This window comes from Pseudomonas neuropathica, assembly GCF_015461835.1.
GTDB classification, from domain to species: domain Bacteria; phylum Pseudomonadota; class Gammaproteobacteria; order Pseudomonadales; family Pseudomonadaceae; genus Aquipseudomonas; species Aquipseudomonas neuropathica.
The window spans coordinates 169,798-183,155 of the sequence record NZ_JACOPX010000013.1 but is presented as its reverse complement, the minus strand read 5'-3'; the positions used below and the strand labels follow the sequence as shown (position 1 = coordinate 183,155).

Here is a 13,358-nt window from a genome sequence, read left to right as displayed (position 1 = left end):
GAGCCCGCATGTCCAACCTGATCGCCGACTGGCGCGACCGCCCGACGCACCGCAAGGTCTGGGCACTTGCCGCGCCCATGATTCTGTCCAATATTTCCGTACCGTTGGTGGCGCTGGTCGACAGCACCGTTATCGGCCACTTGCCCCACGCCCATCAATTAGGCGCAGTGGCGGTCGGTGCCAGCCTGTACACCTTTCTCGCCTGGGCCATGGGCTTTCTGCGCATGGGCACCACCGGATTTGCCGCGCAGGCCGCCGGGCGCAGCGACGGTGCGGCGTTGCGGCAGATTCTGTTGCAGGGCTTGCTGCTGGCGATGGGACTGGCACTGGTGCTTGGCACCTTGGGTGTGCCGCTGAGTGGTGTTGCGTTGCACTTCATGCAACCGTCAGCGGAGCTGGATCAACTCACCCGGGACTTTTTCCATACACGCCTGTTCGGCCTGCCGGCGGCGCTGGCCAGTTATGCGCTGGTCGGCTGGTTCCTCGGTACGCAAAATGCCCGGGCGCCGCTGGCGATTCTGCTGACCACCAACCTGATCAACATCGTCCTCAATCTGTGGTTCGTCATCGGCCTGGATTGGGGCGTGGTCGGTTCGGCGCGGGCCTCGGTGATCGCCGAATGGAGCGGCGCCCTGCTCGGCCTGCTGCTGACCCGCAAGGCGCTGCGCGCGTACCCCGGGCACATCGCTTGGGCAGCGCTGAAAATCTGGCAGAGCTGGCGCCCGTTGCTGGCGGTCAACCGCGATATCTTTATCCGCAGCCTGGCGCTGCAATCGGTGTTTTTCATGATCACCGTACAAGGGGCGCGCCTGGGTGATTCGACGGTGGCCGCCAACGCGCTGCTGCTCAATGGCTTGCTGCTCACCGCGCATGCGCTGGACGGTCTGGCCCACGCCGTCGAAGCCTTGTGCGGACACGCCATCGGTGCCCGTGATCGTCTGGCCCTGCGTCGCTCGCTGGTGGTGGCAGGCGGCTGGTCACTGATCGCCAGCCTCGGCTTCGCCCTGCTGTTCCTGCTGGCCGGGCACTTGTTCATCGAGATGCAGACTGACATCCAGAGCGTGCGCGACACCGCGTTCGTCTACCTGCCCTACCTCGCCGTGCTGCCGCTGATTGCAGTCTGGAGCTACCTGCTCGACGGTTTGTTCATCGGCGCCACCCGCGCGCGGGAAATGCGCAACGGCATGCTGATCACCGTGGTGCTGTTATTGCCGTTCGCCTGGGCGCTGCAAGGTCTGGGCAATCACGGGCTGTGGATATCTTTTCTGCTGTTCATGGTGTTGCGCAGCCTGACCCTCGGTGCGCAAGCCTGGTGGCTCAAGCACAACGATGGCTGGTTCAGTGGCGGCGTTCACTGACTCGGCGTATGGGCGATAAACCCGACCACCTGATCGAGCACCGGCGCCAGACGCCGCAACGGCCGCGACAGGGTCGCCACCAAGGTTATGTGGCTGGGCCGCGAATAATACAAATCCTGCGCCGGCACACCGGCCTCGCGCAGCTTGCTTGCGAGACCGCCGGTGTTGCGCGTCGGGTTGACCAGATCATCCCGGCTTGCCGCAATCAACAGCGCAGGCGGTGCGCCGCGACTGACATGGTTGATCGGCTGCGACTGCGGCGGTGAATCCGGCCAGAAGAACACCGGACGCACCTCGGGATTCTTGATCGGCAGAAAATCATACGGCCCGGCCAGACCGATCCAGCCTTGTAAATCCCTGGGCGACATGCCCACCGCCGCGAGCCATTCGCTGTCCAGCGCGAGCATCGCCGCGTTGTACCCGCCCGAGCTGTGTCCCATCAGATACAAGCGCTGCGGGTTGCCGGAAAACTCGTGGATATGCGCTTTGGTCCATGCCACCGCACGCGCCCCGTCTTGCAGGAACAGCGGATAGCGCACCTGTGGATACAAACGGTAATCCGCCACCACGGCAACAATCCCTCGGGACGCCAGCGCTTCGCCGACAAAGCGGTAGTCGACGCGCGAACCGCTGTTCCAGCTGCCGCCATAGAAAAACACCACCACCGGCGCGCCGGGCATCGGCTGATGCGGCACATACACGTCGAGCTTCTGCCGAGGATCGTCGCCATAGGCGATGCCCACGGTTTTGGCGTACGTGCTGTCAGGAGTCAACGCATTGAGCAACTGCACCGGCGAACAACCGCCCAGCACCAGCAGCAACACGATCCCCAACCCTTGCCGGAATAAACCTGCCATACGCGCCGAACCTCGCCTCAGGACTGATCGCTGCGCCACTGGCGCCGCACATGGTCAAGCCGCTGCTGCTGGGTCAGCCCCACCGGCGGTGGCACCAGCACGGCTCGCGGATGCAGCAAGCGTAGCCATAACCAGCCATCGAGCACGGTGCGGTCGCTGAATCCCAGCGTCAGGCCTTGATGCACATGGGAGGCCATCGTCGCGTAATCGGTTCCCAGCGATTGGCACCAGCGCCAGATATGCTGCTCCAGCAAGCAGGTTTGCAGGCGTTCGCGCTGGCGCCGGGTCAGGCTTTCTTCGATGCTCAGCGGCTCGACGGCTAGCCCCGGGTTGCGCAACTGCTGCCAGCCCAGACTGCCAATAGCCCGGTCGGCCCAAGTGCCACCGAACCAGCGCAGCTGACGGATCGGGCCGAGCCAGCGGCTCAGCTCAGCGGCGTCGCAGGCATCGAAAAAATAGCTCGCGGTCTGCCGGTTGTAATAGCTGAGCAAAGCCCGGTGGTTCAATCCAAACGACACCGTGAGCATGCGCTGCAAGTGACTCAGCAGTTGTTGCGCCGCAACCTCACTGCTCAGCAACAGCCCGCGCCAGGTGTTCGGGTCGCTGTGACACAACGCGGCCAATGCCGGGCAGTCACGCAGCTCGATCAACACCGGGCCGTGCTCGCTGACCGGTTCGAACTCAGTGCCTTCGAACAGGCTGAAACACTGCACACCGGCAAAAGCCCGGTGCAGGGTCAGCAAGGCCTGCGGTGCATCCGGGCCATCGAGCAACAGCCACTGCGCCATGGGCTCAAGCGCCGCGCCATTCATGTTGCGCCGCTCTGTTCAAGCGCGGTGACCAATCGACAACTGCACACCGATTGAGCGCAATGGTTGAAACTGCCGCCGCCGGGAATCAGGCACAACAGCAGCAACGGTTCACCGCAAGTCAGCAGTTGCTGCAAGCCGTCACTCACCAGGCTGTCTGGCAGAGGCATCGGCAGGTCATCATCGGTGTCGGCAACGGCAGATGGCGGCTGCAGCACGCCGCTGATCATCGGCTGATCCGGATCCCCTTCGAAGAAACTCACCACCACCTCGACACCCTCGCTCAGCGCCGCCATGGACACCTGCGCCAGGGACGGCGCAAGCGGTAGCCAACAATGACTCGGGGCGGCCCCTTCGCCCTGGTAGAGCCAGTCGAATTGCACCGCCACCGGGCGCATCCGGTCAGGCTGCGGTTCATCGACCGCCACCACCCAGGCCCGTTGCAGGCTGTGCATGCGCAGGCGCGATGGCGCTGTAGCCGATGTGTACGGCACTTGCACCGTACCGAACAGGCGGTTGACGTAGGGAGGTTCACGGGATGGATCGGCGCGATGTTCAATGCGTGTGAGCAACCACGGCCGATTGCATTCAGCGAAGGGATGACCGGCCAACCGCAGCCAGCGACCGCTGCGCAACGCTGGCAGTTCACTCTGGCCTTCAGCCCGTTGCACACCCGATAAACGGGTCCCGATTGCACTTTGCAATTGCCATTGCCGCAACGCGGGTGACCTGTCTTGCCCGTCGTCCCCGCACGGATACTGCGCGGTACCGGCTACGGGTAACTGCGCCGGATCATCGGCGAACACCAGGCAATGCCGGTCGCGATCGTGTTCAAAGTAGTAGTGAATCCGCGCCTGCGCACACAAGCGCTGGAGCAGTTGCAAATCGGACTCGCGGTACTGCGTGCAGAACGTCCGGGCCGGGTAGCCGCCGGACAGATCGAAGCGGCGCTGGGCACCAACAATCCCGTGCTCCCTGAGCACTTGTTCGATGATCTGCGGCACCGAACGGCCACTGAAGATGCGCTGGCTGAAGCGCAGCCCGAGGCAAGCGAGTTTCGGCCCCAGACGGATCCGGCTCAATCTCGAACCCTCTGCGTGTTCATGCTGGACAAGGCTCTGCAATTGCCCGTGCACGCCCTCCCCCGACGGCCCGAAACAGAGGAACGCCGAACGGTATAGCAGGCCGGCGAGATCCAGGTGCGGATCGTCGATCAACACATCGATCTCGAACGCAAAGGATTCGCTGAGGGCTTCGCTACCGGTAAAGGCCAGGACTTCGAAAGGGTCGGACAGGCCCGCTACATCGAGACGAAAGGACGACTCGTTGACTGGTTCGAACATGGGCGGATCTCTACAGGAGGGGCGGTCGGGGATTCTCGCCGAGAGCCATGGCCGAGTAGAGAGCTGAAGTACAACTTAGGAAATGACCTACGCGAAAAGCAGACCGGATGACTTTGCTGGCCGGGAATGCCATGGATTTCGCGAAGATTTTGGGAGATATCCCACCGGATCATCCGAATTTTCCGCCACGCTCAGGAAAAATTCAGACAACCCGGCAAGATCGCCACCTGGCCTCAGGAAGACAGGTAGGAGGAGCGGGTCAGGCCCAGACGCAAGGCATCGAGAAATTGCGTGCGCTCGCTGGCACTGATGCGGGCACTGGCGCACTTGTCGCGGTAGTGAGTCATCAGTTCTTCCGGCGACAAGTGCACGTAACGCAGCATGTCTTCGATGGTGTCGTGGGTCTCGATACCGGCGTGATACACGCTGCCATCGGCGTTCTGGTAGATGTTCACCGAGTCGGTGTCACCAAACAGGTTGTGCATGTCGCCGAGGATTTCCTGATAGGCGCCAACCAGGAACACGCCCAGCAGGTAATCTTCGCCTTCATTCAAACCGTGTACCGGCAGGCTGGTTTCGATGCTCTGCTCGTCGACGTACTGATTGATCTTGCCGTCGGAGTCGCAGGTCAGATCCTGCAGCACCGCACGGCGCAGCGGCTCTTCGTCGAGACGGTGCAGCGGGATGATCGGCAGCACCTGATCGATCGCCCAGGTGTCCGGCAGGCTCTGGAATACCGAGAAGTTGCAGATGTACTTGTCGGCCAGCTTGTCGTTGAGCTCGTCGAGCACCTGACGGTGCGAACGCTGACGGGCTTTCAGCGAGTTGTGCAGGCGACGGCAGACGGCGAAGTAGCACTGCTCGGCCAAGGCTTTTTCAGCCAGGGTCAGCTTGCCGTCGGCGTACTGCGCGGCAACGTCGCTCATGTAGTGGGTGGCGCGCCAGTAGGTTTCGGTGACCATTTCGATGTCGGTCGGGCCGAGCAGGTCAACCAGCCACTGCACGGTTTCCGGCAGCGACTCTTTGTTTTCGATCTGCGGGATCTCGTCGTTGTGCTTCTCGACGTCGGTTACCTGCACCACCAGCATGGCGTGGTGCGCGGTCAGCGAGCGGCCGCTTTCGGAGAAAATGTGCGGATGCGGCAGGCTCTGCGCGTCGCAGAATTCCTTGAGCATGCCAACCACGACACCGGCGTAATCGTCCATGTCGTAATTGATCGAGCTGGCGTTGCGCGAGTGCGTGCCATCGTAGTCGACGCCCAGACCGCCGCCGACGTCGATGTGATCGACCGGCAGACCGAGATTGCGCAGCTCGCCGTAGTAACGGATCGCTTCCTTGAAGCCGTGCTGGTAGTCAGCCAGGTTGGCGATCTGCGAGCCCATGTGGAAGTGCAACAGGCGAATGCCCTGATCCAGGCCAGCCGCGCGGAAACGCTCGACCACCGACAGCAGTTGTGCTGCCGACAGACCGAATTTGGATTTCTCGCCACCGGTGTCCGCCCACTTCGACGACGCCAGCGACGACAGACGCACGCGCAGGCCGACCTGTGGCTTGACCTTGAGCGAGGCGGCTTCTTCGATCACCAGACCGACTTCGGATTCTTTCTCGATGACGATGAAGACGTTGTGGCCAAGCTTCTGGCCCATCAGCGCCAGACGGATGAACTCGCGGTCCTTGTAACCGTTGCAGACGATGGTGCCGCCCTTCGGCGCCAGCGCCAGCACGGCCAGCAACTCAGGCTTGGAGCCGGCTTCCAGGCCGATGGAAACGTCCTGGGTGGCGATGATGTTCTCGATCACCGCTTCTTGCTGGTTAACCTTGATCGGGTACAGCGCGGTGTACTTGCTCTGGTACTCCAGGCGCTCGATGTTCGAATCGAAGGCACCGGTCAACTGACGGACGCGGTCTTGCAGAATGTCCGGGAAACGAACCAGCAACGGCAAGGACAAACCGCTTTTGCGCAGTTGGTCGACTTGTTCGAACAGGTCGATAGGCGAACTGCTCGGGCCGTTCGGACGAACTTCGACGCGACCGGCGTCATTGATCGCGAAATACCCGGCCCCCCAATGGCGAATCCCGTAAACACTGCGGCTGTCCGCAACTGTCCATTGGCTGCCATCGTCTTTGCGTGTGCGTCGTACGGACATCGAAGTCCCCTATAAAGAAGTCATAGTGCGTCGCCTGATCTCAGGCCGGCGCATTCTAAAGAATGAAAATGACGGTTTGTCAGCGCGGCGGTAGACCGCACTGACTGCGTGGAGTTTAGAAACCGGTCATGAACAGGCTCTGTGAAAACCATGGAGACGACGCCGGATCTGAAGTGTTTCAGCGCCGGATCAAGCCGCAGGTGGTTTTCACAGAGGCTGCTAGCCGCCGGACTTCTTCGCTTTGAAACCGTGCTTGATCAGCTCAGCCAAGAGTAGCTCGACATGATCGCCCTGGATTTCGATGATCCCGTCCTTCAACGCGCCGCCAGTGCCGCAACGTTTCTTCAACGTTGTCGCCAGCTCCTTGAGCGCGTCTTCGGCCAGTGGCACGCCGGTGATGGTGGTCACCGTTTTGCCGCCACGGCCCTTGCTCTCGCGTCGCACGCGGGCAATGCCGTCGCCAGCCGGGATCACGGTTTGTTTGCAGATACAGGCGTCCACCGGCTTACTGCATTCCGGGCAATGACGACCTGCGTCGGTGGAAAATACCAGGCCGCCCAGGGCGGCGAAGGATGCGGCTTTTTTGGCCACCGGCAATCCTCTCGGGAGGACAAAGACTGATCGCGACCTTGGGCAAGGTCATCGACCGCGAAGCCCCACTCAGGCAGGGGCAGCGCTACTGCACCGGAATTTGGCGACGAGACTGCTGAACCGTAGGAGCTGCCGAAGGCTGCGATCTTTTGATCCTGCTCTTGAAAAACAAGATCAAAAGATCGCAGCCTTCGGCAGCTCCTACAGCGGGTCAGCAGGCCAACCTCAAACTCTTTGGTGCAGCTTGAAAAGGTCGCGCAGTGTAACGGCAAAAATCCCGATTGCTAAGTGCCAATCGGCGCCAATTTATGTGTTCTTTGCGACGTCGCTTTGCTGCGCCTTCAGATAGCGCTTCAATGCAGCCAGAGAGTCCGGGCAATAAGGCTTCTGCTGGATTTCCTGCAGCACCTGCTCGACCGGAATAAAGCGCGCTTCCAGCACCTCTTCCGGTTGCAGTTTCAATGGGCCGTCCCACACAGCAGAAAACGCCGAACACCACAGCCGATTGCCGGTGTCCTCAAAATAGAAATGGTCATGAGCCGTCAGCTCGACGCCGCTGACGCCCAATTCCTCTTCCAGTTCACGGGCCGCCGACTCGGCGTAGGTCTCGTCTGCCTGGACCATGCCGCCCGCCGCGACGTCCCAGTAGCCGGGATAAATCGCCTTGCTCAAGGTGCGCCGGTGCACGCACAGCTCACCGGCGGAATTGAACAACATGATGTAGGTGCCACGGCCAATCAGCCCGCGCTCGCGCAAATCGGCGCGCACGAGCGCGCCGAGCAAGTTGTCCTGCTCATCGACCCAGGCGATCTGTTCGGCATCCGAGGCGGCGCGATGGGCCGCCTCTTTGGCGTTCGGGCTCATGAATCAGCCCTGATTGAGCAGTTGACGCAAATCGATCACCGCGGCGTTGGCCCGGGAAATATAGTTGGCCATGACCAGCGAGTGGTTGGCCAGCACGCCGAAGCCGCTGCCGTTAAGAATCATAGGACTCCAGACCGGCTCCTGCGAGGCTTCCAGTTCACGGATGATCTGACGCACGCTGACGGTGGCGTTCTTCTTCGCCAGCACATCGGCGAAATCGACTTCAATGGCGCGCAGCAGGTGCGACAGCGCCCAGGCCTGACCGCGGGCTTCGTAGAACACGTTGTCGATCTGCATCCACGGGGTCTCGACGACTTCTTCGTCAACCTGCGGCACTTCGCCGATCGCCGGCACTTCGGTTTTCAGCGCGGTATTGAGTTTGACCCGGCCGACGCTGGCCGACAGGCGTTGCGACAGCGAACCGAGACGGGTGCCGACATCGCCCAGCCAGTTGTTCAGGTTGTCGGCGCGAGCATAGAACAGCGCGTTTTTCTGGGTTGGATCGGACAGGCGTGCCTGATAACGACTCAGCGAGTTGATGCCTTCCTGATATTCCGACTCACTCGACGGCAGGATCCAGCTTTTGTTGTCGAAGTTGAAACGCGGCTCGGCCTTGGCCAGATCGGCATCTTCCGCCGACTGCGACTGCGAACGGGCAAAGTCTTTACGCAGGGCACGGGTCAGGTCACGCACCTGCACCAGCACGCCGTATTCCCAGCTTGGCGTGTTGTCCATCCACAGGCCTGGCGGGAAGCGGTCGTTGGAAATGTAGCCGCCCGGCTTGTTGAGCAAGGTGCCGGCAACGGTCTTCAGGGTTTCGACGGTGGTGTAGCCGATCACCATCTGCTTGCCTTCTTTCTCGGCCGCCACTTGCGCGTTTTGTGCGACCGGAAACAGCGCCGGCTCCTGGCTCCAGTACCAGCCAAGGCCAATGGTCACCAGCAGGTAGATGCCGACCAGCGTGGCCAATGCACGGCTGAACAGTAATCCGCCAACATAGCTGCGGGTGGCCGACTTGGGTTCGGCGGCACGTTCAGGCGCGCTGCCCGCGCGATTTTTCCAGTCCAGCATGGCGATATCCTTTCAATCACTTGGGTTCAACGGTTCGACCACAACCATACAACAACGTGCCGGGGCCGGGCACCCGCGCGTAAAGATAAGCCGCAATTCGTTTGGGCGAATGACGCTTCGACGATGACTAAGGGAATCCCCGATGTCCACGCTTCAGCCCATCGGATTGAAAACCATCGCAAAGGTCATTCACTGCACGGATAAAAGCACGACTGCCCCGTCATCCTGATTACCCAGCTTAGTCAGGGAGAGCCCGGCCTACGGGGACTTTTCAGACACCCAGGTCTAAAACAAAACCGTCCGGTCAGAAACTGAATGATGACGTACTGCAGATTATTGACGTACGACACTCGTGTAAGGGAAAAGAGGTGCTAGCATAGAGCCACCAGTCGATCTCAGCATGCAGCCTAACTAGTAGTCAGGATATGACCGAGCCAGAAGACCCCAGCCGTGAGCGTCTCAAGCACCACTTTGCCCAGCGGGTAATTCATCAGGCACGTCAGATTCTTGAGATATGGCAGCGCCTGCAACGCACTGAGTGGTCCAATGTCGATCTCGCCGAACTGAGCGAGGCCAACCTGCGCCTGCTGCGTTTTGCCGAGCGCTTCGAACAGCCCGAACACACGCAGCTTGCGCGCCATATCAGCCAATCGCTGGAAGCGGTGGACGCCAACCGCGGTCGCCTGAGCAGTGGCTTGATCACCGACCTCAATCGCTTGATGCAGCGTTTGTCACGCACCGGCCTGCGCCATGGCGATCAACTCGACCAGACGTTCCTGCCACCGCTGCGCAAACCGATCTATGTGATGCTGCAAGATCACGACCGCGCCGAACGCCTGGCCAAACAACTGGAATTCTTCGGTCTGAGCGCGCAGGCGCTGGACAGTGTGTCGGCGTTTCGCTCCTCGATGGTCGAGCGCCTGCCCGCGGCGATCGTCATGGACGTCGATTTCAGCGGCGCCGGCATCGGCCTGAAACTCGCCGCCGAGGCCCAGGTCGGTTTGGAAGAACCGCTGCCGCTGCTGTTTTTCAGCCTGCACGAAACCGACACGCCAACCCGCCTCGCCGCCGTGCGCGCCGGCGGCCAGGAGTTCCTCACCGGCACCCTCGAAGCCTCGAGCCTGCTGGAAAAGATCGAAGTCCTCACCTGCGTCGCCCAGTACGAACCTTATAAAGTGCTGATCATCGACGATTCGCGTGCGCAGGCCTTGCACACCGAGCGCCTGCTCAATAGCGCCGGCATCGTCACCCGCACCTTGATCGAACCGATTCAGGCGATGGCTGAACTGGCCGACTTCCAGCCAGACCTGATCATCCTCGACATGTACATGCCGGCCTGCACCGGTACCGAACTGGCCAAAGTGATTCGCCACAACGATCGCTATGTCAGCGTGCCGATCATTTACCTGTCGGCCGAGGACGATCTGGACAAGCAACTCGACGCCATGAGCGAGGGTGGCGATGACTTCCTGACCAAACCGATCAAGCCGCGCCACCTGATCACCACCGTGCGCAACCGCGCCGCCCGCGCGCGCAACCTCAAAGCACGGATGGTCCGCGACAGCCTCACCGGTCTGTACAACCACACGCACATTCTGCAATTGCTCGAAGACTGCTCGTTCCGCGCCCGCCGCGAGAACAAGCCATTGAGCTTTGCCATGCTCGACATCGACCATTTCAAACGGGTCAACGACAGCCACGGCCACCCGATGGGCGACCGGGTGATCAAGAGCCTCGCGCTGTTTCTCAAGCAGCGTTTGCGCAAGACCGACTTCATCGGCCGTTACGGCGGCGAAGAGTTCGCCATTGTCATGCCCGACACCGATATAGAAGCCGCTCACAAAGTGCTCGACGAAATCCGCCAGCGCTTCGCCGAAATCCACTACCCGGCGCAGCCGCAGGATTTGTGGTGCACCTTCAGCGCCGGAGTGGTGGAGATGCACGATGATTGCGACAGCCTGATGATGGCCAGTCAGGCCGACGAAGCGCTGTACCGTGCCAAGGGTGCCGGACGCAATCGCGTGCAGACCGCGCGCGACTCAAAGCAAAGTGCCACTTTTTCATCGGATTCCACTGATTCGGTCATAACCCTGTAACAGAACCGCAATAAATTCAGGCGCTTACCATTTCTGCCGTTGGTAGCCGTCATGCGCCTGAAGTTGCTCACCAATCTCAATACCCTGCTGTTGGTCGCCGTGTGCCTCGCACTCGGCGCGACGCTGTGGTGGTCGCAAAAAGCCCTCGAACGCCCGTATCTGTTGATGGAGCGTTATCTGGGGCTGTCGCAGCAATTTCAGAACGAGGTGGCACGCAACGTCGAGGATTACCTCGCCAGCGGTGACGCTTTGCGCCTGAGCAGCGCCAGCCAGGCCATCGACGGCTTGCAGAAGGAGCTCGGCGAATTGCCGCCAGCGCTGGCCGACACCCTGCGTCCGAGCCTGTCGGGCCTTGATGAATTCAGCAAGACCGACCTGCTCGCTGCCGGCAAACTGGCGGGCGACCCGCAGGCCTTGCTGTTGCAGGCAGAGCGCGAACTGAGCGCCAGCCTCGATCAGCTCAGCACTTACGCCAACGGCAATGCGGCTTATCTGACGCCGTTGCTCGTCGCTTCGCAGCACTTGGGCAAGCTGTCACTGGCGCGGGACAAACTGGTCAGCAGCGGGCGCAGTGAACTGGCCGCCGATGTTGAGCGCGAAGTCACCAATATCCGCTCGCAAGCTCAAGTGATTGATGCCCTGCCCTTGCTCGGCGTCGTCGCCAACAATGAATCGGGCAGCGACGATTTCGCCGCGCTGATGGGCATCGAGAGCAGCGAAAAAGCCGTTGCCGAAGACGCCGGTGTCGGACTCAAACGCGAGCTCAACAGCTTGCTCGGACGCTATCCGGCGGAGCTGGCACGCACACGGGATCAGATTCAGAAACGCACCGACCTCAGCACCGCCACCCACCAGAAAATCGCCGCCGTGCAGCAGGCCATCGCTGGACTTGAGCCGGTCGTGCGCGCGCAGCACGGGCAGATTCAAGGCGAAGTGCGGCTGATGCAAGGCGTGATGATCGGTTTGATTCTGCTGATTGCGTTGCTCATCGACACCTTGCAGCGGCGGCTGGCCCGCACGCTGACCAATCTCGCTCCGGCGCTGTCGAACTGGGCCGAAGGCGATTTCAGCCGCGATATTCATTTGGGCAAAACCAACCGTGAACTGCACGACATCGAGGCCTCGCTCAATCGCTTGCGTGCCTACCTGGTGGATTTGGTCGGGACAATTCGCGGCAATGCCGAACAAGTCGCAGGCAGCAGCCGCACGCTTGCCGAACTGAGCAACGACTTGCACAACGGCGCCGAACATCAGGCCGGTGACACCGCGCTGATCCGCGATTCCCTCGGCGAACTTGAAGCGACAATCCAGCAAGTTGCCGGTGATGCGCAGCAGGCAGCGGATGCCAGTCGTCACGCTGGACTGGCGGTCGAGCATGGCCAGACCGTGATTGGCCAAAGCCTCACCGGCCTGCACGCGCTGGTCGGTGAGGTTCAGAGCAACGCGCAAATGATCGAGCATCTGGCCGAGGAGTCAGCGACCATTGGTGGCGTATTGACGGTAATTCGCTCGATCGCCGACCAGACCAACCTGCTGGCCCTGAACGCGGCGATCGAAGCGGCGCGTGCCGGGGAAATGGGTCGAGGATTTGCCGTGGTGGCTGAAGAAGTGCGCTCGCTGGCACAACGTACAGCCGGCGCAACTGCCGAGATTCAAACCCTGATCGCCGGCCTGCAAACCGCTGCTCGTCAATCGGTTGAAGGCATGCGCGCGCAGGTCGAGCACGCCGAAGCCACGGCCAATCAGGCGCAAGCGGCGGATGGCGCGCTGGATAAAATCGTCGGCGCGATCCAGACCATTTCCGACACGGCGATCCGCATTGCCGACGTCACGGCGCAGCAGAGCGGCGCGGTCAGCGAGATTCGCGATCACAGTGAGCGGATTCATCAGTTGGGTGGGGATAATCTGGTGCGTATCGGCCGCGGGCGTGAGCAGGGTGAGAATCTGCTGGTGTTGGGTGGGCAATTGCATACAGCCGTGCAGGCCTTCCGCGTCTGACGAAAATCCCTGTAGGAGCTGCCGAAGGCTGCGATCTTTTGATCTTGCTCTTGAAAATCAAAAGATCGCAGCCTGCGGCAGCTCCTACAGGGGGTTCACCACAAGTGACCGGATTAGGACCCTCAGTCACATATTTCGCGCAAACATCGGCCATCGTGCTGGCTATTGCATAGAACTGGACAGTCACAAAGTCTTTGCGGCATAGTCGCCGGGTTCTGACGATT

The 13,358-nt window shown here is 61.2% G+C and carries 10 protein-coding genes; 3 read left to right on the top strand and 7 right to left on the bottom strand.

Annotation, left to right across the window (positions count from 1 at the left end; translation table 11 throughout):
• Nucleotides 1-8: 8 nt before the first annotated feature.
• Complete coding sequence (locus H8F23_RS20060; protein ID WP_194935532.1) at nt 9-1,358, top strand: MATE family efflux transporter; 1,350 nt, start codon at nt 9-11, stop codon at nt 1,356-1,358.
• Here the strand turns inward: H8F23_RS20060 and H8F23_RS20055 are convergent.
• The 7 genes from H8F23_RS20055 to H8F23_RS20025 form a co-directional block, all read right to left on the bottom strand.
• Nucleotides 1,352-2,215, bottom strand: coding sequence for an alpha/beta hydrolase (locus tag H8F23_RS20055; RefSeq protein ID WP_194935531.1), 864 nt, complete (start codon nt 2,213-2,215; stop codon nt 1,352-1,354). The genes H8F23_RS20060 and H8F23_RS20055 overlap by 7 nt on opposite strands.
• A 17-nt stretch (nt 2,216-2,232) precedes the next feature.
• Nucleotides 2,233-3,027, bottom strand: coding sequence for a DUF4123 domain-containing protein (locus tag H8F23_RS20050; protein WP_093430255.1), 795 nt, complete (start codon nt 3,025-3,027; stop codon nt 2,233-2,235).
• Nucleotides 3,024-4,367, bottom strand: coding sequence for a type VI secretion system Vgr family protein (locus H8F23_RS20045; RefSeq protein ID WP_194935530.1), 1,344 nt, complete (start codon nt 4,365-4,367; stop codon nt 3,024-3,026). Before H8F23_RS20045 ends, H8F23_RS20050 begins: the two co-directional genes overlap by 4 nt.
• A gap of 233 nt (nt 4,368-4,600) precedes the next feature.
• A complete protein-coding gene (gene speA, locus H8F23_RS20040) occupies nt 4,601-6,514 on the bottom strand; it encodes an arginine decarboxylase (RefSeq protein WP_038360569.1) in 1,914 nt (637 codons plus the stop codon).
• 219 nt (nt 6,515-6,733) lie between these two features.
• Nucleotides 6,734-7,105, bottom strand: a complete 372-nt coding sequence (locus tag H8F23_RS20035) for a translation initiation factor Sui1 (RefSeq protein ID WP_007914613.1) — start codon at nt 7,103-7,105, stop codon at nt 6,734-6,736.
• A 306-nt stretch (nt 7,106-7,411) separates the two neighbouring features.
• A complete protein-coding gene (locus H8F23_RS20030; RefSeq protein WP_194935529.1) occupies nt 7,412-7,969 on the bottom strand; it encodes an NUDIX hydrolase in 558 nt (185 codons plus the stop codon).
• 3 nt (nt 7,970-7,972) lie between these two features.
• Nucleotides 7,973-9,040, bottom strand: a complete 1,068-nt coding sequence (locus H8F23_RS20025) for a DUF2333 family protein (RefSeq protein WP_123471051.1) — start codon at nt 9,038-9,040, stop codon at nt 7,973-7,975.
• Between the two features lie 425 nt (nt 9,041-9,465).
• On the opposite strand from H8F23_RS20025, the gene gcbA reads away from it, so the two are divergent.
• Both gcbA and H8F23_RS20015 read left to right on the top strand, forming a co-directional pair.
• The gene (gcbA, locus tag H8F23_RS20020; RefSeq protein WP_093430251.1) at nt 9,466-11,136 is read left to right on the top strand and encodes a diguanylate cyclase GcbA; all 1,671 of its coding nucleotides are present in this window, start codon (nt 9,466-9,468) and stop codon (nt 11,134-11,136) included.
• Between the two features lie 51 nt (nt 11,137-11,187).
• Nucleotides 11,188-13,134, top strand: a complete 1,947-nt coding sequence (locus H8F23_RS20015) for a methyl-accepting chemotaxis protein (RefSeq protein ID WP_194935528.1) — start codon at nt 11,188-11,190, stop codon at nt 13,132-13,134.
• Nucleotides 13,135-13,358: the final 224 nt, after the last annotated feature.

Coding starts and splice junctions, on each gene's coding strand:
- H8F23_RS20060 (WP_194935532.1), top strand. CDS start 9: ATGTCCAACCTGATCGCCGACTGGCGCGACCGCCCGACGCACCGCAAG.
- H8F23_RS20055 (WP_194935531.1), bottom strand. CDS start 2,215: ATGGCAGGTTTATTCCGGCAAGGGTTGGGGATCGTGTTGCTGCTGGTG.
- H8F23_RS20050 (WP_093430255.1), bottom strand. CDS start 3,027: ATGAATGGCGCGGCGCTTGAGCCCATGGCGCAGTGGCTGTTGCTCGAT.
- H8F23_RS20045 (WP_194935530.1), bottom strand. CDS start 4,367: ATGTTCGAACCAGTCAACGAGTCGTCCTTTCGTCTCGATGTAGCGGGC.
- speA (WP_038360569.1), bottom strand. CDS start 6,514: ATGTCCGTACGACGCACACGCAAAGACGATGGCAGCCAATGGACAGTT.
- H8F23_RS20030 (WP_194935529.1), bottom strand. CDS start 7,969: ATGAGCCCGAACGCCAAAGAGGCGGCCCATCGCGCCGCCTCGGATGCC.
- H8F23_RS20025 (WP_123471051.1), bottom strand. CDS start 9,040: ATGCTGGACTGGAAAAATCGCGCGGGCAGCGCGCCTGAACGTGCCGCC.
- gcbA (WP_093430251.1), top strand. CDS start 9,466: ATGACCGAGCCAGAAGACCCCAGCCGTGAGCGTCTCAAGCACCACTTT.
- H8F23_RS20015 (WP_194935528.1), top strand. CDS start 11,188: ATGCGCCTGAAGTTGCTCACCAATCTCAATACCCTGCTGTTGGTCGCC.